The organism is Enterococcus canintestini, assembly GCF_001885735.1.
In the GTDB taxonomy this organism is placed as follows: Bacteria; Bacillota; Bacilli; order Lactobacillales; family Enterococcaceae; genus Enterococcus_C; species Enterococcus_C canintestini.
The window spans coordinates 13,612-35,078 of sequence record NZ_JXKG01000005.1; the positions used below are offsets into that span (position 1 = coordinate 13,612).

Below are 21,467 nucleotides of genomic sequence, written 5' to 3' on the forward strand. Positions count from 1 at the left end.
ATCCATGCGTGTAGTAATTGTAGGGGGATCTTTTGCTGGTGTGCAAGCAGCTTTAGATATTAAACAGGCAGATCCGAATGCAGAAGTTATTGTGATTGAAAAACAGGCAGAATTAGGCTTTGTACCAGCCAGTCTGACACTGATTTTGCAAAATATGGCCGCTTCAGTGGATGACTTACGTTGGGTGACACAACAGAAATTGGAAAATAAAGGCATTCAAGTGTATACAAAAGTGACGTGTACGGGTCTTTTGGCAGATGATCAAATTGGCCTATCGACAGGAGATAAGTTAACTTTTGATCGCTTGATTATTGCGACAGGTTCCCAGCAGTCTTTCCAACAAGCGCCAAAAAAAACGACTAAAATTAAAACTTGTAAAACCCCGCAAGATGTAACGGAAATTTTAACGCAATTAAAAACGGCGACAACTGTGGCGATAATTGGTGGGGGACCAGTGGGGATTGAGCTGGCAGCAGCGATTGCAGACGTTAGCCCGCACGTTCACTTATTTGAAAGTGAACCGCATGTAATGAGTCACTATTTTGATTTAGAAATGATTCAGCCACTAGAAGATGCAATCAAAAATTCTGCTGTCACGCTTCATAAAGAAACGTTTATTGACACAATGGAAGAAACCAAAGAAGAGCAAGTCCGTCTTTATTTTAATGAAACCGATTTAGACGTCGATTTGGTTTTACTAGCTAACAGTACGAGACCAAATAATCAAATGTGGCAACCATTGGCGTGTCATGAGGATGGTACATTACAGGTAAATGATTATCTGCAAACGAGTAATCCCAACATTTATGCGATTGGGGATGCCATTAAAGTAAAATTTCGGCTAACAGGAGAGTCACTGTATTTATCACTAGTTAATAACGCGATTCGGACGGCTAAAATCGCCAGTCAAAATATTACTGGCAAAATGCAAAAGGATCCCGGGACAGTGCGGGTGAGTGGCAATCATTGGTTTGGTTATTTTGTCGGCAGTGTGGGGCTTTTAGAAAAAGAAGCGCTTTTGTATCAAAATGAAATTGAAAGCCAGCATTTTTATGTACCCAAAACGACGATTACAACCGAAAAAATTCACTTAAAAGTGATTTGGGATCGGGATACTAAAGTTTTATTAGGGGCACAGTTGGTGGCACAAGTAGCGGATTTTGCTTTATTGGATCAATTGGCAACCGCGATTAGGCAACAACAGACCCTTGAGGAATTTCAGTTAAGTGAAAGATTTTACCAACCGGCTTTTCGCTATCCTTTAGCTATATTCACACAGATAGAGGAGTGAGGCGATGCGAATTGAGCAACTATTGGAGAAAAATCAACAATTGCAAGTAGCAATTTTAAAAGCGCTTATTTTATCTGAAGGTGTTTTAGCGACGAACCAACTGGCAAAAAATATTGGCCTATCAAAAATCAGTTTGGAACAATACTTGCAAGATGTTACAGATCTTGGGGCAACAACCGGTTTTAATTTGACACGTAACGGGGCTATGGTCTATTTAACCATGAACAATACGACTACCTTAGAAGAGATTACGGCTTTATTAGTGAAAGATAGTTTGAAATTTCAATTATTAGCTTATATGTTAGAACAGCGGGAATTTACGATCCCACAAATTTCTCAAGAATTTGCTACCAGCGAATCTTCTATTTTTCGTAAATTTCGGGAATTAAATGAAGTGCTGGCTGAATTTCAGCTGCGAATCAAAAACGGGCGCCTTCAAGGGGAAGAATCACAAATTCGTTATTTTTATTTTCAGCTTTATCTGTATTTCCCTATTTCGATGCGACCCCATTATTTGATTGAATCAGATCAAAATCAGCTGTTTTTGCGGGCGTTAGAACGAACACTCAAACTGACCCTTTCCCCTCAGGCCAAAAGTGAGGTTGCCTGTTGGTTAGGAATTACGTTAAAACGCATGTCAGCAAAGAAAAAACAGCAGACTAAAGTCAAAGAAAATTATCACCTTTTTAAAAATGATGCTCTTTTTGAACAAATTGAGCCGCTGATTCATTTATATAACAGTCGCAGTTCTTTTGAACGCAATCAATATGAACCGGTGTTGTTTTACAGCTTTTTGGTCTCTTTTCAAATTTTAGATGAGGAAACTTTTTATCATTATGAATTACAACGAAGTAAGAAGTTACCGCCTGCTCTTTTGGATATGTATATTAGAGAAATGATTTTGATTCACTATCGACCGCGTCGCCTGTCGATTCAGCAGGAAAAAGCAGTGGGCTATCAGCTATCTCAAATCAATAATCGCCTCTATTTTTTTCAAGGGTATTTACCCCGCTATGAGCCAGAACGCTTATTGCGGTTGCAAAAAGAAAAACTAGGGGTTGAACGGAGTCAAATATTAGCTGTTTTACAAAAAAACGTGTTAAGTTTTTTACCCGCTAAAAAAGCCGAAGATACTTTAGTTACCGAAGCTTTATTGACTATTTATGCGAGTATTTTGGCTATGATTGATTTTTATATTGCCAAAGAAGTCGTAGTCGGAATTGATTTTGAAGATTTACCGGCTTATCGGATTTCTTACTATTATGATTTGTTTTCAGAATTACGGCCGATTGCTGGAATTCGAGTGGAACATGCCAGTTACAAAACGGATTACGATTTAATTATTAGTTCCCGCCAAGTAAGCGGCTATACGACTAAAATGCAATACTGTTTGTCAGAATTTGCATCGAGTTATGATTTGATGCAACTAAAAAAATTAATTGAACAATTAAAGAAGGAAAAAAATTAGATGGTGTGACAGAAGTTTTGTCATACCTCTTATTTCGAAATTAACGGTGTGACAAAAGCAGTTTCTTTTGAAATAGGACGGAATTTCCCAAAATTTGAAAAACAATTTTCTGAAATTCCGTCTTATTTCTTGAAGCTGGAGGCTTCTGTCACAACTTCTTTTAAAAAATTTTAACAGTAAAAACACTTGCGCTTACGCGATTTATTGTCAAAACTGCCATCATTTTATGAAAACGCTTAAATAGTTGACGGTTTTCGCGGAAAAAAGCAAGGTAGGATAAAAACATAAAGAAAGCGATTACAAATCGTGCAAGGAGGAACAATAGCATGGCGGAAAAAAAACAATATATTATGGCAATTGATCAAGGAACGACGAGTTCACGGGCAATTATTTATGATAAGTTTGGCCATCAAATCGCTAGTTCACAAAAAGAATTCACTCAGTATTTCCCGCAAGAAGGATGGGTCGAACACGACGCCAATGAAATTTGGAATTCAGTTCAATCCGTAATTGCCGGTGCATTTATTGATTCTGGTATTAAACCTACCCAAGTAGCCGGAATTGGAATCACTAATCAACGGGAAACGACAATTATTTGGGAAAAAGATACTGGCCGGCCGATTTATCACGCGGTCGTATGGCAATCACGGCAATCAGCCGACATCGCCGATCAATTAAAAGCAGACGGCTACGAAGAGATGATTCATCAAAAAACAGGTTTGGTCGTAGATGCTTACTTTTCAGCGACGAAAATTCGCTGGATTTTAGATCACGTTGAAGGTGCCCAAGAACGGGCGGAAAAAGGAGAATTACTTTTTGGAACGATTGATAGTTGGCTGGTTTGGAAACTAACCGATGGCGGCGCTCACGTTACAGATTATTCCAATGCTAGTCGCACTATGCTTTATAACATTCATGACCTGGCTTGGGATGAAGAAATTTTAGCGCTACTAAATATTCCTAAAGCACTTTTACCAAAAGTAACTTCCAATTCAGAAATTTATGGTTATACCCAAGGCTATCATTTCTTCGGCAGTGAAGCGCCAATTGCCGGTATGGCAGGGGATCAACAAGCAGCCCTATTTGGACAAATGGCCTTTGAAGCGGGGATGGTAAAAAATACTTACGGCACAGGTTCATTTATCGTCATGAATACAGGTGAAAAACCACAACTGTCAAAAAATAATTTATTAACCACAATCGGTTATGGTATTAACGGTAAAGTTTATTATGCCTTAGAAGGAAGCATTTTTGTTGCCGGTTCTTCCATTCAATGGCTACGGGATGGTTTAAAAATGTTAGAAAAAGCCAGTGATTCAGAAGATGCTGCCAAACGCTCTACTAGCCAAGATGAAGTCTATATCGTGCCAGCTTTTGTCGGACTAGGAGCTCCTTATTGGGATCAAAAAGCAAGAGGGGCAATGTTTGGTTTAACTAGAGGTACCACAAGAGAAGATATTATTAAAGCAACATTACAATCGATTGCTTACCAAGTGCGGGATATTATCGATACGATGCAAGAAGACACTGGTATTAGCATTCCCGTTTTAAAAGTTGATGGTGGTGCAGCGAATAATGAATACTTGATGCAATTTCAGTCTGATATTTTAAACGTACCAATTCAACGGGCGGCAAATCTCGAAACTACCGCTTTAGGCGCAGCCTTTTTAGCTGGTTTAGCCGTGGGTTACTGGAAAGATATGGATGAAATTCGCGAGTTTTACGAAGCAGGCAAGATCTTTGAAGCAGAGATGGACCCACAACGACGTCAAAAATTATATGATGGTTGGAAAAAAGCTGTAAAAGCGACCCAAGCATTTGAATAAGAGCTAGGAGTGAAAAAGATGGCATTTTCTAAAACAACACGTACAAAAAGTATTGCAGCACTTAAAAACGAAGAAATGGATTTATTAATTATTGGCGGTGGGATCACCGGTGCTGGGGTAGCGATTCAAGCTGCCGCAGCGGGCATGAAAACTGGCTTAATTGAAATGCAAGACTTTGCAGAAGGAACGTCTTCTCGTTCCACTAAATTAGTTCACGGTGGTATTCGCTACTTGAAAAACTTTGATGTCGAAGTAGTGGCAGATACAGTGACAGAGCGGGCTGTCGTCCAAAATATTGCGCCTCATATCCCTAAACCAGATCCGATGTTGCTACCAATTTATAACGATGAAGGTCCAACGACTTTTAGTATGTTTTCAGTTAAAGTTGCAATGGATATTTACGACCAATTAGCCCATGTCAAAGGCACGAAATATGAAAATTATACGTTAACACCAGAAGAAGTATTAAAACGTGAACCGTTTATTAAAAAAGAAGGGCTTCAAGGTGCCGGTGTTTATTTAGATTTTCGCAATAACGACGCCCGACTTGTGATTGAAAATATCAAACAAGCCGCCGCAGATGGTGGCCACATGGTCAGCAAAATGAAAGCGGTCGGATTTATTTATAAAGACGATCAAATTGTCGGCGTTAAAGCGCGAGATCTTTTAACGGATGAAACAATTGAAATTAAGGCTAAATTAGTGATTAATACCAGTGGACCATGGGTGGATAAAGTGCGGAATATGAACTTTACTAAGCCGGTTGTTCCCAAAATGCGACCAACTAAAGGGGTACATTTAGTCGTAGATGCAAAAAAATTACCAGTACCGCAACCGACTTATTTTGATACAGCTTTAAATGACGGTCGCATGGTTTTTGCCATTCCGCGGGAAAATAAAACGTATTTTGGGACAACTGATACCGACTACAAAGGTGATTACGTTGATCCTAAGGTAACCAAAGAAGATGTGGACTATTTACTAACGGTCATTAATCATCGTTATCCAGAAGCAAAAATTACCATTGACGATATTGAAAGCAGTTGGGCAGGTTTACGACCACTATTAATCGGCAATGCCGGTTCAGATTACAACGGTGGTGATAATGGCAACATTTCTACGAAAAGCTTCCACCAAGCCGTTGATGTCGTGACTGCCTATAAAAACGGGCAAGCAACCCGCGATGAAGTCGAAGATGTCTTGAATAATCTTGAAAGTAGTCGCGCTGAAAAACGCCTTTCACCGTCAGCAGTTTCTCGAGGCAGTTCTTTAGAACAAGAGCAAGATGGCATGATTACATTATCTGGTGGGAAAATTACGGATTATCGTAAAATGGCCGCTGGCGCGATGACGATGATTCGCCAGTTACTAAAAGAAAATTATGATTTAACCTTTAAAGAAATAGATTCTAAAAACTATTCTGTTTCTGGTGGTGACTTTGATCCAACCAAATTAGAAGAAACTGTCGCAGAATATGCCAAAATTGGGGTAGCTGCTGGCCTGACAGAAGCAGAAGCAACATATATCGCAGATTTTTATGGCACGAATGCAAGTAAAATCTTCCAATATGCCAAAGAAATGACAGCGTATCCAGGAATGACATTAGCAGAATCAGCGCGCTTGCGTTATGGCTTAGAAGAAGAAATGGTTTTAACGCCAGTTGATTATTTACTGCGTCGCACCAACCATATCTTATTTGAACGTGATAGCCTCGATGCGCTACGGCAACCTGTTCTTTTAGCAATGGCTCGTTACTTTAACTGGGACGAAGCCAAAAAAGAAGAAATGGCAGCCCAACTAGACGATGCAATTAATGAATCTGATTTAGTTGCACTAAAAACAGGAGGGAAAAATTAATGAGCGGTGAAATGACACAAATTATGGGTGAATTTATCGGGACAATGATTTTAGTCTTACTTGGTGACGGGGTCTGTGCAGCGGTAAACTTAAATAAAAGTAAAGCGCAAGCTTCCGGCTGGATCGTAATTGCGATGGGTTGGGGAATGGCCGTTATGATGGGGGCGTATATCTCGGGCTTTATGGGACCAGCACATTTGAATCCGGCAGTTAGTTTAGCAATGGCTTTGAATGGTTCACTTGCTTATAGTTTAGTTGTACCATTTATTGTAGCGCAAATGGCCGGTGCTTTTGTCGGGGCTGCTTTAGTTTGGTTGGCTTATTTACCACATTGGCAAGCGACTAAAGACCAAGCTGCAATTTTAGGTACATTTGCCACAGGACCTGCAATTCGCAAATATCCAGCCAATTTACTAACAGAAATGATTGGTACTTTTGTCTTAGTTTTAGGTTTACTTGCTTTTACGCAAACGGAATTTGCTGCTGGAACAAATATTTTTGCAGTCGCAGGTTTAATCGTTGCTCTTGGGTTATCTTTAGGTGGTCCAACAGGTTATGCAATTAACCCCGCTCGTGATTTAGGGCCTCGTTTAGCTCATGCAATCTTACCAATCGCTAATAAGGGTACTTCTGATTGGCAATATGCTTGGGTTCCAGTTGTCGGTCCATTTCTTGGTGGGATTATCGCTTGGGGTGTCTTTCAATTAATGGTTTAGTTTAATAGTAAAAAACATTCCTACTTGATGAAAGTAGGAATGTTTTTTTTGTGAATAAAAGAATTATATGATTTCATAAGAGTAAGGTCTGTTTGTTTTACTTTTACATGTTGCGCTTCACGAACGAACTCTTGGCGACATTAAGTCGAAATTATAAGAAATTTGAGGAGCAATTTCGTAAAATTCCATCTTATTACTTGAGAGTTGGGCGAGTTCATTTCGCTTTTTATTAATCTAGCAAAATGAACGAACTCTCTACGGCAATAAGCCAAAATCGTAAGAAATTAAAGAGACAATTTATTCCGATTTCGTCTTATTGCTTGAGAGCTGGGCGAGTTCCTTTAGCTTTTTTTACTAATCTAGCACAGGCAGCAACTCTTCGGGAAAAATTCAAAAATTAGTTTCTGGTCAAGAGCACTAGAAAACGAATTTCTGAGATTTTTCCAAAGAGCTACCCACTGCCTTTAGCTTTTTGACCTAGGAGGGGTTTTTTTTGAAAATTTATCGAAAATATGGCTGGCTGCTTTTACTTTTATTTGTCCTCTGTGATGGTGGTATGCCTTATTTATTAGGGACGATGTGGGATGGTTTTAGTCAGACAAAACAGGTTGTTAGTGATTTAGGTAGTGTGACAAGTCCGGTTAAAACCTATTTTGAACATGGCTCTATTATGACGGGAAGTTTATTATTAATTGCTTTACCACCGGTACAATATTATTTTTTTAATGCAGATGAAATTTTCCAAGATAAGCGCAGAGAAATTAATTTATTGCTTTTTAGTATTACAGCTTTTGCGATTGGCGATTGTATTTTTACTGGTGTTTTTTCCATTAACCATACCACTAGCGGTCTCACTTTAGACACGATTATTCATGGCTTAGGTTCTGGGGCTGGGATCTTGGGGATGCTTGTAGCACCGTGGCTAATGGCGCGTATTTTTGCCAAAGCAAAACCAAAGATTGCCCGAATATGTTGGTTCATTTTTTATGGCGCCCTTTTAACTTCTGGTGCAAATGGTTTGGCGCAACTTTTATCTTTTACTTATAAAGGCGTGGTACAGCGGATTTCCTTAGCTTTTTTATATTTACCTTTAATAGTCTTAGCATTTAGCATGCAGCAAAAAAAGAAAAAATAGATGCCACAATCTTATTGATACGTGTTACAATTTAACACAAGATTTTGCAGTAGAGGAATGCTAGAAAACTTAAAGGAGCGAGTTTATGCATAAAGAGGTGCTAAAACGACTAATTGAGACCGCTGCTGGCAGAAGACCAGCTGATCTTGTTTTAAAAAATGCGCAAGTCATCGATGTTTACCAAGCTGAAATTATTCGTGGCGATATTGCTTTAGTGGATGGTTTAATTGCAGGTGTAGGAGAATATGAAGGTCAAAAGAACGTTGATTTAAAAGGAAAATTTGTTGCACCAGGTTTTATTGATGCGCACATTCATGTCGAATCGGCTTATGTGACGCCAGAAGAATTTGGTCGACTTTTAGTTCCTCATGGCACCACAACAGTACTTGCTGATCCCCATGAAATTGTAAATGTGTTGGGGCTGACCGGCTTAAATTATATGATAGAAGCGGCAAAAGAAACAGCGTTAGATATTCGTTACACGATGCCTTCTTGTGTACCGGCTACAAATATGGAAAATTCCGGTGCTGTCGTGGCTGCAGAGGACATGTTGCCAGCATTTGAAAAGCAACAAGTAGCAGGACTGGCTGAATTTATGAACTTTCCTGGTGTGATTGCAGCCGATGATGCTGTCTTAGATAAACTATTACTAGCAAAACAATACGGACTACAAATTGATGGTCATGCGCCAATGGTTGCTGGCAAAGCGCTCAATGCTTATGTAGCAGCCGGCATAAAAAATGACCATGAATGTTCGACTGTAGCAGAATTAAAAGCGCGGATTGCCCGTGGTATGTATGTTTTACTGCGAGAAGGTACTGTTACGCAAAATCTGCGAACCCTTTTAAAAGGTGTTACAGACAATAACTATCAACGTTGTGTATTAGTAGCGGATGATTTACAAGCAAAAGATATTTTGACTAAGGGACATTTGGATAATAGTATTCGCATTTGTATTGAAGAAGGAATCGCCCCAATTCGTGCGATTCAAATGGCGACGATTAATGCGGCCCAATGTTGTCAGTTAACCGATCGTGGCGCGATTGCCCCAGGATTACGAGGGGATTTAGTAGTCTTCTCTGATTTAGCGGCACCAGAAATTGAAGCTACTTATATTGCCGGACAATTAGTTGCTAAGAAGAACGTTTATTTACCGGAAGTAAAACGAGTGGCAACAACCAAAGTACAATCCAGTGTCCATATTGATACCTTTGCTAAAGCCCAATTAAAACTAAAATTGACGAGTGATAAAGCGCGTGCCATTGAAGTCATTCCCCAAGAAGCATTGACAAATGAAGCCATCGTCACCATCAAAAGAGATGAAAATGATGAATTTATTTATGAACCAGAAAAAGATGTGGTCAAAATTGCCGTCGTAGAACGTCATCAAAATACAGGAAATGTTTTTGTCGGTCTTTTGAAAAATTACGGTTTGAAAAAAGGTGCAATTGGCATTTCCATTGCCCATGATTCCCACAATTTAATTGTGGCTGGGACAAATGATGAGGATATGGCAGTGGCGCTAAAAGCATTAAAAGACCAAGAAGGTGGCGTCGTTTTAGTGGATGAAGGCCAAATTTTAGGCAGTATGGCGCTCCCGATTGCCGGTTTAATGAGTGAACTAACCGGTGAAGAAGTGGCCCAACAAGAAGAAGAACTAAACCACTTAGCTCACGAAAAATTAGGCATCTCAGCCAAAGTTGATCCAATTATGACTTTAAGTTTTATGTCTTTAGCGGTCATTCCGAATTTAAAAATTACCGATCTTGGTTTAGTTGATGTCACCAAGTTTGAAATTGTGCCAGTTTCAGTTGCAGACTAATTATTTGCGGGTTTTAACTACGCTGAATAAAAGATTTACACTGAATGTAAAATTAGCAATATCGCAAAAAGGCAGGCAATAAAATGCGAAAGCAAAAAGTAAAAAGCTATTTAAGTCTTCAGCTTTTTTTATAGATAGTTGCGTATTCATCGTCTTATTATTCACGCTCAAGCCTTGGCTTAATTTAATCATCAGTTCTTACGGTTACTTGTAGTTTTTGAAGTTCCCATACTACTTGTTCATGTTTCCTTTCAACAAAAAAATAAAAACGTCTTTTTTCAGTCGATAACCGTAGAAATCACGGAAACTTACTGAAGAAAGACGTTTTTTGTTCTGTACTTCAATTGGTGATAATTTGGTTCTTGGATGGTAATTGATCTTAGTCGTTTCACTTTTTTTACCAGCCCAGCGAAGTTAACAAGTTAAAAAAACTTCTCAATACCCATATCGGATTTCCCCAAGAGCAAATAATTTTTTTAAATGCGCAGAGGCCTCAGAAGAGATTGTAATTTTATTTTTTGTCAGACAATTGGAAACTGAAACACTCATGCGGCTTAAAATATAAGGGACGGCGGTTACACCTTCGTTAATTTCTTGGGCATAATCAAAAAGTAATTGTCGTAGTTCATTTGTGCTGGTGTCAGCAGGAATTAAACCTAGAATTGTTGTAATCTCACTTAAGGCAATCTCAGCCCGTTCGCTACCGCCACTATACCATTTTACTTCTTTCATCTTCTCACTTCCTTTTTTTTAGCATAAGCATTGCGACTTTTATTTTCAATGACATTTGTTGTTTAAATGCTTTTGCCGGCTTTGTAATTGTTATTTTAAAAAAAGGAAAACAGTAGTATTAGTTTGCTATCAATGTTTTAAATGAGCGAACAATCATTTGAATAAAATTTCATGTTATTTTTATATTGACAGAAAGAAAAAGACTTGCTATTGTTGTTGAAGTAAATCGTAATAATTTCGTTTTGTTCGTTTTGAAATTTAATTTAGGATGCAATTTGTTTTAAGAAGAAGGGATAAGATTAATGAAAAAATTTGGGATTGGTTTAGTGAGTCTAGTGGCTTTAGGTTTGTTGAGTGCTTGTAGTGCTAAGGCCCATTCGACTGAAAATAAAACAGATAAGCTAGAAATTGTCACCACTTTTTATCCAATGTATGATTTTACCAAAAATATTGTGGGGGATGAGGCCAATGTTAAGTTGATGATTCCCGCCGGTTCTGAACCCCATGATTATGAGCCATCGGCAAAAGATATGGCGGCTGTTCATGATGCAGACGTTTTTGTTTATCACAATGAAAATATGGAAACGTGGGTACCAAAGGCTAAAAAGGGCTTTGCAAAAGATAAACCAAATGTGATAGAAGGCACGAAAAATATGATTCTTTTACCTGGGGGCGAAGAAGAACATGATCACGATCATGGTGAAGAAGGCCATCATCATGAATTAGATCCGCATACTTGGGTTTCACCTTATCGGGCTATTCAGGAAGTGACATCTATTAAAGAACAGTTACAAAAGCTTTATCCCAAAAAAGCAGACGTGTTTGAAAGTAATGCGGCTAAGTATTTAACGGCATTAAAAAAATTGGATCAAACTTATAGTGATAGTTTAAAAAACGCCAAACAAAAAAGTTTTGTGACCCAGCATGCTGCCTTTGGCTATTTAGCGCTAGATTATGGGTTAAAGCAAGTGGCAATTTCCGGTCTTTCCCCAGAACAGGAACCTTCAGCCAGTCGCTTAGGTGAATTGAAGGAATATGTGAAAGATAACGGTATCCAATATATTTATTTTGAAAAAAATGCCAATGACAAAATTGCTAAAACACTAGCAAATGAAGCAAAAGTTCAAATGGCTGTTTTAAATCCATTAGAAAGTTTAACCAAAGAACAAATTGCCAATGGTGAAAGTTATCTTTCTGTCATGAAGGAAAACTTGCAGGCTTTGGAAAAAACAACAAATGTAGTCGGAAAAGAAGTCCAACCAGAAGCAGCTACAAAAGAAGAAAAAACAGTGGCGAACGGTTATTTTGCTGATAAGGCAGTTAAAGAGCGAAAATTAAGTGACTTTGCTGGTGAATGGCAATCTGTCTATCCACTACTAACAAAAGGTGCGTTGGATCAAGTCTTTGATTACAAAGCCAAGCTAAATCAAGATATGTCAGCAGCCCAATACAAAGAATACTATACAACAGGTTACAAAACAGATGTTGAAAAAATTAATATTACCGCCAATACGATGGACTTTGTCGTCAACGGTGAGCATCATAAATATGAATATGTCGCAAAAGGTTATCAGATTTTAACGTATGACAAAGGTAATCGTGGCGTGCGCTTTTTATTTGAAGCAAAAGGAGATGCTGGCCGTTTCCAATATGTGCAGTTTAGCGATCACAATATTGCACCGACTAAAACCGCGCATTTTCATATTTATTTTGGAGACGAAAGTCAGAATGCTTTACTAGAAGAAATGCACAACTGGCCGACTTATTATCCAACTAAATTATCAGGTCACGCCATTGCCCAAGAGATGATGGCCCATTAAAAAAAGTAGCTGTAACAAAAGTTGTGGCACAAAGAAATAAAGCGCATAATGTATTGAAGAATAGTATTTAGACGTTAAAAGAAGCTATGACAATTTTTGTCATAGCTTCTTTTTTACGATTGGATAAACTTACCAGTGTCTGCTAACTCAAAATTAACCGAAAATTTCCGCCATCCGGTTTTTGACATCGGGATTTTCTAAAAATTCATCGTAAGTTGTTTCTGACCGATCCACGACCCCTTTATCTGAAATCGCAATGATCCGATTTGCTAAGGTTTGAATAAATTGATGGTCATGAGAAGCAAATAATAATGAACCAGTGAAGGCCATTAAGCCATCATTTAAAGCGGTAATGGATTCTAAGTCCAAGTGGTTTGTGGGATCATCTAAAACCAAAACATTGGATTTTGAAAGCATTAATTTTGAAAGCATGCAACGAACTTTTTCACCACCGGATAAAACATTGACCGGTTTTAATACTTCGTCACCAGAAAATAACATCCGACCTAAGAAACTACGCAAGAAAGTATTGTCATCTTCTTCTTTTGAAGCATATTGACGCAACCAGTCCAAAATCGTTAAGTCACTAGCAAATTCACTACTACTATCTTTTGGTAAATAAGATTGGCTCGTTGTAACACCCCAGCGGACAGAACCCGTATCCGGTGTGATTTCACCCATGATAACTTTAAATAAAGTTGTGGTAACAATATCGTTATTGGCAACAAAAGCCACTTTATCATCTTTATTTAACGTAAAGCTGATATTATCTAAAATTTTCTTACCATCAATCGTCACACTGACATTATCTACTTGTAATAAGTCATTACCAATTTCGCGTTCCGGTTTAAAACCAACAAAAGGATAGCGGCGGCTAGATGGTTTAATATCATCTAATGTGATTTTTTCCAACATTTTCTTTCTTGAAGTCGCTTGTTTGGATTTTGAAGCGTTCGCTGAAAAACGAGCAATAAAGTCTTGTAACTCTTTGATTTGTTCTTCTTTTTTCGCGTTTTGTTGCGATTGTAGTTTTGTTGCTAATTGGCTTGATTCCAACCAGAAATCGTAATTTCCTACATAAAGTTGGATTTTGCCAAAGTCCAAATCAGCCATGTGGGTGCAGACTTTGTTTAAAAAGTGGCGGTCATGGGAAACGACAATCACAGTATTTTCAAAGTTAATCAAAAATTCCTCTAACCAGTTAATCGATTGAATATCTAAACCATTGGTTGGTTCGTCTAGTAAAAGAACATCAGGTTTTCCAAATAAAGCTTGAGCTAGCAAGACTTTCACCTTTTGACCAGCCGTTAATTCTTTCATTTGCAAATGATGCAAATCCTCAGGAATATTCAATCCTTGTAGTAAAACAGCAGCTTCGGGTTCTGCTTCCCAGCCGTTTAATTCGGCAAATTCACCTTCCAATTCAGCTGCTTTAATGCCATCTTCATCACTGAAATCTTCTTTCATGTAAATCGCATCTTTTTCTTTCATCACGTCGTATAAACGTTTATGTCCCATAATAACTGTTTCAATGACCGTATATTCTTCAAAATCAAAGTGATTTTGTTTTAATACCGCCATCCGTTCGTCAGGGCCTAAAGAAACATTACCAGTAGAAGGTTGTAATTCCCCAGATAACACCTTTAAAAAAGTTGATTTACCAGCACCATTGGCCCCAATTAAGCCATAGCAATTTCCGGGTGTAAACTTAATATTCACATCATCAAAAAGTTTGCGGTCTGAAAAATGCAAACTTACGTCACTTACTGTAATCATAAAAAATAATCCTCCTTAATTTACCTCTTGGCACCTTCACGTTGTATCTAAAAGATCAGTTTTGTGAAAATAAGGTGCGCTAAAATTTTTGCAAAAGCAGGGACTAAATAAAAATCAGCATCATTGCCCACTAAAATTTAACGAGCAAAAAAAGATGCGGCCACATAACTTCCAACTTCAGCGGGCCGTACTCGCCAAAATAAAGATAGGGTCGCGGTTATTTCAATTTTTTCCTTACTATATATACCTAAAATATATGCAATCTTATAGCATTATATCGGCCTGTGTAAGAAGTTGCAACCTTATCCGGACATTTCCTAGTAAATAAAAAGATTTATTAGGATTTTACGTGGAAAGTGGTGGAAGAAAAATATGATTAAATAAGATGGCGTACTCAAATACTTGATATAAAATTACAAATTTGAAATGAGATTTTTAATGACTTAACTTTTTTTCTTTGTAATAACGTTGAAATATCAGCTTATTAAGCGGTTTAATTAAGCTTACCTTATTTCCGCTTCATTTTGAAAAAACATCCACTTTAATTATTGTAAGCGGAAACATAAACTAGTTATAGAAAGAAGGAGATGACAAGAATGAGAACAAGAACAATTGAGATAATAAAAAAACTTCTTTCTACGAGTTCACCTGTCTCATTGAAAGTATTGTCACAGCATTTTCATGTTACTGAACGAACGATTCGTAATGAATTAAATGAAGTAGATGATTATCTACAAAGTTTAGGTTTAACCGAGTTAGTGCGAATTAGAGGAAAAGGATATCAACTAAAACTGACTGCGGCCCAACAAATAAGCTTGGAAGAATCTTTGACGACAAATGAGGATGTTTATTTGGATCGGGATGAAAGAATTTTTGATTTGTTACTATCTATTGCTTTTAATTCCGAAGCTGTTTTTTTAAACAAAAAAGAAGAAGAGTATATGGTATCAAAAAGTACTCTGGATGAGGATATGAGAAGGTTAAGAACGAAGCTTTTAAAATACGGCATTGAAGTTATTAGCAATGGAAGACTAGGCTTGGTTTTTAAAGGTTCTGAAAGATCTATCCGCACGATGATTTTTGATGTCATCAATGAAAATATTGGCTTTTTAGAATTGGGTTTTGAAAAGGAGAGTCAAGTTGCCGTAGCAAAACAAATTTTTTATCATCATTTGCCGTATACCATGTTTGATACAGCTGCAAACCTTTTTAAAAATCAAATGTTTCATATTAAAGATGATATTTATAAAAATCAGATTTTACTATTCACTGCGATTTGGTTGGGCAGAATTAAAGTGGGTGAAACAATTTCAGCAATTAGTTGGGAAGAACCTAAAGAAGATACTGAAATTAAAGCTTACATTGAAAAAATTATAGCTGTGTTTCAAGTTATACCGCCGGCTGTTGAAGTAGGTTATTTAGAATTTGTGATTGAATCTTTAAATATGCGTAATATTAGCAATACTATCGAATGGGTCAATGCCCAATTATTAACGATTCAGTTGATTCAAACAGTTGAAGAGCAGACCAAAATTCCATTTAGTAAACGAGGAGAAGAATTATTTGAAGGTCTCTATCAACATATTGCGGCGTTGCTTGCACGTTTAAAAAGTGGTATCCAAGTGGTTAATCCAATTAAAGATAATATCAAAAAGAATTACAACAGTATTTTTACCGCTATCCAATACTTCATTCCGACAATTGAGCACGTTTTTGAGCAAAAAATTACAGATGATGAGATTGCTTTTTTAGCCATTCACTTTTCGACAGCGGCTTTAAATTTGGATTTGAATTTTATCTATAAGTCAGTAGTCGTATGTAATCATGGTTTAGCGACGGGAAACTTATTAGCAGCTAGCTTAAAAGAGAAATTTCCTGAGATTGATGTAACTGCTGTGTTTAGTTCAAAGGACATAAAAGTTATTAATAAATTGGATGTCGATTTGATTTTTTCTACCTATGATATTGGTCCCACTTCAAAACCAACTCTTGTTGTGGAACCGATTATTACAGAAGTTAATCGAAAATTAATTGCCACATTTTTAGAACAAAATAGTCAATTTCGACGATTGAGCTTAGAAAAGAAAGATGCAACTAATTTATTTAATTCTATATTGGAAACTATCACAACAAGTGGTGGGACGATTGATGGTCCTACTTATAAAAAATTAGAAATGAGTTTTAAACAACATAATTTAGAAATTAATTCAAGGGAGTTACAGCCAATGTTGAAAGATATTTTAACAGACAGCAACATTCTTATTCAAGCTAGCCCTAAAAATTGGGAAGAGGCAATTGAACTTGTTGCACAGCCGTTATTAAAAGAAAACATCATTGAACAAAAATATATTGAAGCCATGGTAGAGTCGGTGAATGAATACGGACCATACATTGTGATTGGTAAGCATCTCGCATTAGCTCATGCCAGACCAGAAGATGGTGTAAATAAATTGGGGGTGAGTGTAGCAACACTGAAAGATGGCGTAGCATTTAACAATCCAGATTTAGATCCAGTTAAAATCATTTTTTGTTTGGCAGCAGTAGATTCCTATTCGCATTTAAATATTATGCGGGAATTGGTGGAATTAATTAATGATGAAGAAAAATTAAATCAATTAATAACAGTTAAAAGTATTGCAGATTTTAAAAAAGTATTATATCAAGATGCGGAAATAAGATAACAAAAAAATAAATAGAAGAAACGGAGCGATTCTAAATGTCAAAATTAAATATTTTATTTGTATGTGGGGCAGGATTAGGGAGTAGTTTTGCAGCTCAGATGTCAACAGAAGATGTGTTAAATAAATTAGGGGTAGAAGCAAAATTAGATCACGTTGATATTTCTTCGGCTGTTTCAATGAATCCTGATGTAATTATTACAGCCGAAAATTTCCGTTCGCAATTTGAAAAATTCAATATTGATCCTGCAACAAGCATTGTATACCTCAAAAATATTGTTTCAAAGCCAGAAATTGAAGAAAAAATTACACCAGTCTTACAAGACAAAGGGGCAATTTAATAAAAATTAAGAAAAGAGGTTTTAGAGAAAATGGGAGTTATTAACTTTATTATCGAAAACATCTTGACGCAAGCATCCATCACGATTGCGTTAATCGCTATGCTGGGTTTGATATTGCAAAAGAAATCCACTGGACAAGTAATTTCAGGTACGTTAAAGACGCTCTTAGGATTTCAAGTATTAAGTGCTGGTTCTGGCATTATTGTTGGTAGTCTAACTTATTTTGGTGAAATTTTTACTGAAGGCTTCGGTATGCAAGGAATTATTCCATCTATTGAAGCGATTAATGGCCAAGCTATGAACGATTTGGGATTGGGGCGTGATATTGCGTTAACTTTCTTAGCAATTTTCATCTTTAACATTTTATTAGCACGCTTTACAAAATGGAAATATATTTTCTTAACAGGTCAAGCTATTCTTTGGATGGCAACAATGACCACAGTTTTTGGTTACTTCTCTGGTTTAAGGGGAATTGTACTCATTTTAGTAGGTGGTTTTATTGGCGCATGCTTTGCGATTGCGATGCCAGCTATTGCACAGCCAATCATTCGTAAAGTAACAGGGTCAGATGATATTGCCCTTGGCCATTTTTGTACAATTGGGTACATGTTTGAAGCTGGTGTTGCCAAAATTTTTGGTGAAAAAGGTGAAAATAAAAAATCAATTGAAGATATCAAATTACCTACGGCTTTTGAATTTTTACAAGATACTTATCTTTCCGTAATGGTTGTAATGGTACCGCTTTATGTGATTACAGTCTTATTTGCCGGTGAAGAATTTGCTGCCACACTATCAGGGAATCAAAATTATATTATGTTTGCTTTCATGCAAGCGATTCAGTTTGTAGTTGGGGTTTATGTATTGTTAGCAGGGGTACGTTTATTATTAGGTGAAATCGTACCAGCTTTCCGTGGAATTGCGATGAAATTAGTGCCTGACGCAAAACCAGCACTAGATTGTCCGGTTTTCTTCCCATATAGTCCTAATGCTGTCATTTTAGGATTTATTACAACAACAATTGGAACGGTTATTGCGATGTTTGTTTTACCAATGTTTGGCTTAGCTATGATTTTACCAGGGATGTTAACGAACTTCTTTGCTGGAGGTACAGCAGGAATTTTTGGTAATGCAGTAGGGGGGCGTCGCGGTGCAATTATTGGCGGTATTGCACATGGATTTTTCATCACATTATTGCCAGCGTTATTAGTAGGTATATTTAATTCAATGGGATTCGTTAATGCAACCGCAACAGATGTTGATACTGTAACTGCAGCATTGTTGTACGCATGGATTATTGGGCCAATTTTGAAGAACTTCTAAAATGAAGGAGATAGCAAATTATGTTTGGATTTCTAAAAAAGAACAAGGTAGAAAAACAAGAGATAAAAAAAGAGCCAACATTATCACCTGAACAAGTGCAAAAAATCCAGGAAGAAATTGCAACTTTAGAAGGTGAAATAGCAAAAATTTCAAATGAAGACATTGAAGAATTAGCTAAAAAATACGAGGAAGTCGGTTTACTCCAAGCCGAAATTCAAGCAGATGACCAAGCGATTGCGATGCTAGAAAAAAGTATTGAAATAAAACGTTCGATTGGTGAAGGCTATAAAAAACTGATGAGTCTTTATAACAAAAAGCGAGCTGAATCAGCTCGTAATGGTGATGATCAAGGAATTGATTATTATATGGGGAAAATGGATGAAATGCGCCAAATTGCCAAGCAAGTAACGATTATGGGTAAATAAATCAAAGGATTGGAAGGATTATAAATGTATACAACTTTAAAAGAAGTAACCAAAAAAGCAGAGGAACTAAATTTTACAGTAGGAGCCTTTAATACACACAATCTAGAAATGTTGCCTGATATGTTAAGAGCGGCAAAAGAGATGGGATCTCCGATTATTATTCAAACATCAGTTGATACCGCGCGTTACATTGGTTTTAGCGTATTGGTTAATGTTATGAAAGCGATTTGTGATAATGAAATGGTTGATGGTGTATTACATTTAGATCATGCTCGCAATTTTGATGATATTAAAGAAGCGATTGATGCAGGATATACTTCTGTTATGTATGATGGTTCACACTTACCTTTTAAAGAGAATATTTTAAAAACACGCGCAGTGGTAGAATACGCACATGCTAGAGGGGTATCTGTAGAAGGCGAATTGGGTACAATTGGTGGAACTGAAGAAGGGATACACGTTGCAGAAGATGATAAGGTTTATACTCGTCCAGAAGATGCAGTTGAATTTGTTAAGGCAACAGAAGTAGATGCCTTAGCGATTGCAATAGGAACAAATCACGGTCAATTTAAGTCAAAAACAGAAGTAAATATTCCTTTATTAAAAGAAATTGATTCTGTAGTAGATGTTCCTCTGGTAATTCATGGGGGTACCGGTGTAAAAGAAGAAGATTATCCAGAATTAATTAACAATGGTATTCGTAAATTTAATGTGGGAACAGAATTATTAGTTAACTGGACTAAGATGGCCAAAGAGACATTTGGTGCAACAGAAGTAAATAAATCATTACGACATAATGTTATTCCAGCAAATGAAGCAGTAGAAAAAATCATTAAACACAAAATAAGTTTATTCATGAATGTAGAGAGTCCAACAAATCTTGGCAACTAAACGCAAAAAATATTTATTGCTTCTTGCTGGAAGTCCTGGTACGGGAAAAACTTATTTACTAAATTTAATTCGAGAACGCTTTTCTGATCTGTATGTCGTTACACCAGACGAAGCGAAAGTTTATTACGCTGAAGAGATTGGCTTTGATAATCTTACACAGCGAGCAGAACAAGAAAAAAATAAAGTCTGGCCTTTTTATTACAAAGCATTGGATTTATATATGGAGGCTGGGAAAAAGCTAGTTGTTTCAGAATATCCTTTTAGCTCTAAACAAAAAGATAAGCTCTTGGATTTAGCCCAAAAATATCAGTATGAAATAATTACTATTCGTTTAGTAGCTGATTTTGAGGTGTTATGGCAAAGACGCTATCAGCGTGATCGCGAGGTCGATCGACACTTAAGCTTTGTCATGGACCACTATCATTATGGGGATACATGTAATGACGTGTCAAAAGCCTCCAATCACATTACGAAAGAAGAATTTTATCAGATTGTTTCCCAACGACAATATGATAAATTTCAATTGGGGGAAGTGATTGAATTTGATGTCAGTGATTATAGTAATGTGGATTATAAACCCACACTTGATTATTTAGAAGATAAGATTAAACACGATAAATAAAAAAATCTCCGCATTTTATGCGGAGGTTTTTTTAGGCAAACACCAGCAAAAAAAGCGTAACTTTTGACCAAAATTTACCATAAGCGTACCATTGGTAATAGAAGAAAATAAATGCGAGAGATAACTTATCTCAATGAAAAATTGCATGAAATTTTTGAAAAATTATAAGAAGGTGGTTGATTATGGAAAAACGCGGATTTGATTGGGGTTCACTGATTTTAGGAATTTTATTTGTGATTGTTGCCCTGATGTCTTTTCAAGATCCAGTTGGGAATTTAGTCGCAATTGTGATTGTCTTTGGTGTATTTGCAATTTTAAAAGGGATTTTTGAAATTTTCTTGCGCAATCGTTTTAAAGATTTGACAGGTTATAAAGCCAAAATGCCATTAGTAGTTGGGATTTTAGATATTATTATTGGTATCTTTTTACTTTGGAATATGAATGCGAGTGTTTTGGCATTGCCGTTTGTCTTTGCGATTTGGTTTATCGTCGACTCCATTTTTGGTTTATTTAATTTGGATTTGGCTCGCCAACACAGCAATGGCTATTTCTGGTTCTCATTAATTATTGATATTTTGGGAATCATTGTTGGATTTATGTTGCTATTTAATCCGATTTCTTCGGCACTAACGCTAAGTTTCTTAGTCGGTTTTTATTTCATGATGTGGGGGATTACCCAGATCGTCTATGCTTTTCGCAAATAATTAGGCACACCTAAGTAAATAGTCGCCCTCTTGTTCTTTTTAT

At 36.9% G+C, this 21,467-nt stretch carries 17 protein-coding genes; 15 read left to right on the forward strand and 2 right to left on the reverse strand.

Translation table 11 applies throughout. The features are described 5' to 3' along the window. Positions 1–4 precede the first annotated feature (4 nt). The 7 genes from RU96_RS04560 to ade all read left to right on the forward strand — a co-directional run bounded on the left by RU96_RS04560 (position 5) and on the right by ade (position 10,115). The gene (locus tag RU96_RS04560) at positions 5–1,291 is read left to right on the forward strand and encodes an FAD-dependent oxidoreductase (protein WP_071864357.1); all 1,287 of its coding nucleotides are present in this window, start codon (positions 5–7) and stop codon (positions 1,289–1,291) included. A 4-nt stretch (positions 1,292–1,295) separates the two neighbouring features. Continuing rightward, entirely contained in the window at positions 1,296–2,759 is a 1,464-nt protein-coding gene (locus RU96_RS04565; RefSeq protein WP_071864358.1) for an AcpB/EbpR/MafR family transcriptional regulator, read from the forward strand. Between the two features lie 326 nt (positions 2,760–3,085). Continuing rightward, on the forward strand, positions 3,086–4,585 hold the full coding sequence (gene glpK, locus RU96_RS04570; protein ID WP_071864359.1) for a glycerol kinase GlpK: 1,500 nt from the start codon (positions 3,086–3,088) through the stop codon (positions 4,583–4,585). 18 nt (positions 4,586–4,603) lie between these two features. After that, positions 4,604–6,442 carry a type 1 glycerol-3-phosphate oxidase gene (gene glpO, locus RU96_RS04575; protein ID WP_071864360.1) on the forward strand — a complete coding sequence of 613 codons (1,839 nt, stop codon included), beginning with the start codon at positions 4,604–4,606 and terminating at the stop codon, positions 6,440–6,442. Continuing rightward, positions 6,442–7,158, forward strand: a complete 717-nt coding sequence (locus RU96_RS04580) for an MIP/aquaporin family protein (RefSeq protein ID WP_071864361.1) — start codon at positions 6,442–6,444, stop codon at positions 7,156–7,158. Before glpO ends, RU96_RS04580 begins: the two co-directional genes overlap by 1 nt. A gap of 493 nt (positions 7,159–7,651) precedes the next feature. Further along, positions 7,652–8,293 carry a DUF998 domain-containing protein gene (locus tag RU96_RS04585; RefSeq protein WP_071864362.1) on the forward strand — a complete coding sequence of 214 codons (642 nt, stop codon included), beginning with the start codon at positions 7,652–7,654 and terminating at the stop codon, positions 8,291–8,293. Between the two features lie 85 nt (positions 8,294–8,378). After that, positions 8,379–10,115 (forward strand): adenine deaminase, encoded by a 1,737-nt coding sequence (gene ade / locus RU96_RS04590; RefSeq protein ID WP_071864363.1) that lies wholly within the window; start codon positions 8,379–8,381, stop codon positions 10,113–10,115. Between the two features lie 435 nt (positions 10,116–10,550). Here ade and RU96_RS04595 read toward each other — a convergent pair whose 3' ends face one another. Further along, complete coding sequence (locus RU96_RS04595; RefSeq protein ID WP_071864364.1) at positions 10,551–10,847, reverse strand: bacteriocin immunity family protein; 297 nt, start codon at positions 10,845–10,847, stop codon at positions 10,551–10,553. A gap of 302 nt (positions 10,848–11,149) precedes the next feature. Between RU96_RS04595 and RU96_RS04600 the strand changes: the two genes are divergently transcribed. Further along, positions 11,150–12,667 (forward strand): zinc ABC transporter substrate-binding protein AdcA, encoded by a 1,518-nt coding sequence (locus RU96_RS04600; protein ID WP_071864365.1) that lies wholly within the window; start codon positions 11,150–11,152, stop codon positions 12,665–12,667. Between the two features lie 153 nt (positions 12,668–12,820). On the opposite strand, the gene RU96_RS04605 is transcribed toward RU96_RS04600, so the two are convergent. Beyond that, entirely contained in the window at positions 12,821–14,443 is a 1,623-nt protein-coding gene (locus RU96_RS04605) for an ABC-F family ATP-binding cassette domain-containing protein (protein WP_071864366.1), read from the reverse strand. A gap of 596 nt (positions 14,444–15,039) precedes the next feature. Here RU96_RS04605 and RU96_RS04610 point away from each other — a divergent pair. The 7 genes from RU96_RS04610 to RU96_RS04640 all read left to right on the forward strand — a co-directional run bounded on the left by RU96_RS04610 (position 15,040) and on the right by RU96_RS04640 (position 21,424). Beyond that, the gene (locus RU96_RS04610) at positions 15,040–17,124 is read left to right on the forward strand and encodes a BglG family transcription antiterminator (RefSeq protein WP_071864367.1); all 2,085 of its coding nucleotides are present in this window, start codon (positions 15,040–15,042) and stop codon (positions 17,122–17,124) included. Between the two features lie 35 nt (positions 17,125–17,159). After that, complete coding sequence (locus tag RU96_RS04615) at positions 17,160–17,462, forward strand: PTS sugar transporter subunit IIB (protein ID WP_071864368.1); 303 nt, start codon at positions 17,160–17,162, stop codon at positions 17,460–17,462. 30 nt (positions 17,463–17,492) lie between these two features. Next, complete coding sequence (locus tag RU96_RS04620; RefSeq protein WP_071864369.1) at positions 17,493–18,782, forward strand: PTS sugar transporter subunit IIC; 1,290 nt, start codon at positions 17,493–17,495, stop codon at positions 18,780–18,782. A 20-nt stretch (positions 18,783–18,802) separates the two neighbouring features. Next, positions 18,803–19,207: a hypothetical protein gene (locus RU96_RS04625; RefSeq protein WP_071864370.1), complete on the forward strand. Its 405-nt coding sequence runs from the start codon at positions 18,803–18,805 to the stop codon at positions 19,205–19,207. Between the two features lie 24 nt (positions 19,208–19,231). Further along, positions 19,232–20,098 carry a class II fructose-bisphosphate aldolase gene (locus RU96_RS04630; RefSeq protein ID WP_071864371.1) on the forward strand — a complete coding sequence of 289 codons (867 nt, stop codon included), beginning with the start codon at positions 19,232–19,234 and terminating at the stop codon, positions 20,096–20,098. Then, the gene (locus RU96_RS04635) at positions 20,088–20,720 is read left to right on the forward strand and encodes a P-loop nucleotide/nucleoside kinase family protein (protein ID WP_071864372.1); all 633 of its coding nucleotides are present in this window, start codon (positions 20,088–20,090) and stop codon (positions 20,718–20,720) included. The genes RU96_RS04630 and RU96_RS04635 overlap by 11 nt, the downstream gene beginning before the upstream one ends. Positions 20,721–20,902: 182 nt before the next feature. Then, on the forward strand, positions 20,903–21,424 hold the full coding sequence (locus RU96_RS04640) for an HdeD family acid-resistance protein (protein WP_016173180.1): 522 nt from the start codon (positions 20,903–20,905) through the stop codon (positions 21,422–21,424). The last annotated feature ends 43 nt before the right edge of the window (positions 21,425–21,467 follow it).

Bases quoted from the DNA above. Each gene is read 5' to 3' on its own strand.
- RU96_RS04595 (WP_071864364.1), bottom strand. From the start codon at position 10,847: ATGAAAGAAGTAAAATGGTATAGTGGCGGTAGCGAACGGGCTGAGATT.
- ade (WP_071864363.1), top strand. From the start codon at position 8,379: ATGCATAAAGAGGTGCTAAAACGACTAATTGAGACCGCTGCTGGCAGA.
- glpO (WP_071864360.1), top strand. From the start codon at position 4,604: ATGGCATTTTCTAAAACAACACGTACAAAAAGTATTGCAGCACTTAAA.
- RU96_RS04615 (WP_071864368.1), top strand. From the start codon at position 17,160: ATGTCAAAATTAAATATTTTATTTGTATGTGGGGCAGGATTAGGGAGT.
- RU96_RS04600 (WP_071864365.1), top strand. From the start codon at position 11,150: ATGAAAAAATTTGGGATTGGTTTAGTGAGTCTAGTGGCTTTAGGTTTG.
- glpK (WP_071864359.1), top strand. From the start codon at position 3,086: ATGGCGGAAAAAAAACAATATATTATGGCAATTGATCAAGGAACGACG.
- RU96_RS04620 (WP_071864369.1), top strand. From the start codon at position 17,493: ATGGGAGTTATTAACTTTATTATCGAAAACATCTTGACGCAAGCATCC.
- RU96_RS04625 (WP_071864370.1), top strand. From the start codon at position 18,803: ATGTTTGGATTTCTAAAAAAGAACAAGGTAGAAAAACAAGAGATAAAA.
- RU96_RS04580 (WP_071864361.1), top strand. From the start codon at position 6,442: ATGAGCGGTGAAATGACACAAATTATGGGTGAATTTATCGGGACAATG.
- RU96_RS04630 (WP_071864371.1), top strand. From the start codon at position 19,232: ATGTATACAACTTTAAAAGAAGTAACCAAAAAAGCAGAGGAACTAAAT.
- RU96_RS04610 (WP_071864367.1), top strand. From the start codon at position 15,040: ATGAGAACAAGAACAATTGAGATAATAAAAAAACTTCTTTCTACGAGT.
- RU96_RS04640 (WP_016173180.1), top strand. From the start codon at position 20,903: ATGGAAAAACGCGGATTTGATTGGGGTTCACTGATTTTAGGAATTTTA.
- RU96_RS04605 (WP_071864366.1), bottom strand. From the start codon at position 14,443: ATGATTACAGTAAGTGACGTAAGTTTGCATTTTTCAGACCGCAAACTT.
- RU96_RS04560 (WP_071864357.1), top strand. From the start codon at position 5: ATGCGTGTAGTAATTGTAGGGGGATCTTTTGCTGGTGTGCAAGCAGCT.
- RU96_RS04565 (WP_071864358.1), top strand. From the start codon at position 1,296: ATGCGAATTGAGCAACTATTGGAGAAAAATCAACAATTGCAAGTAGCA.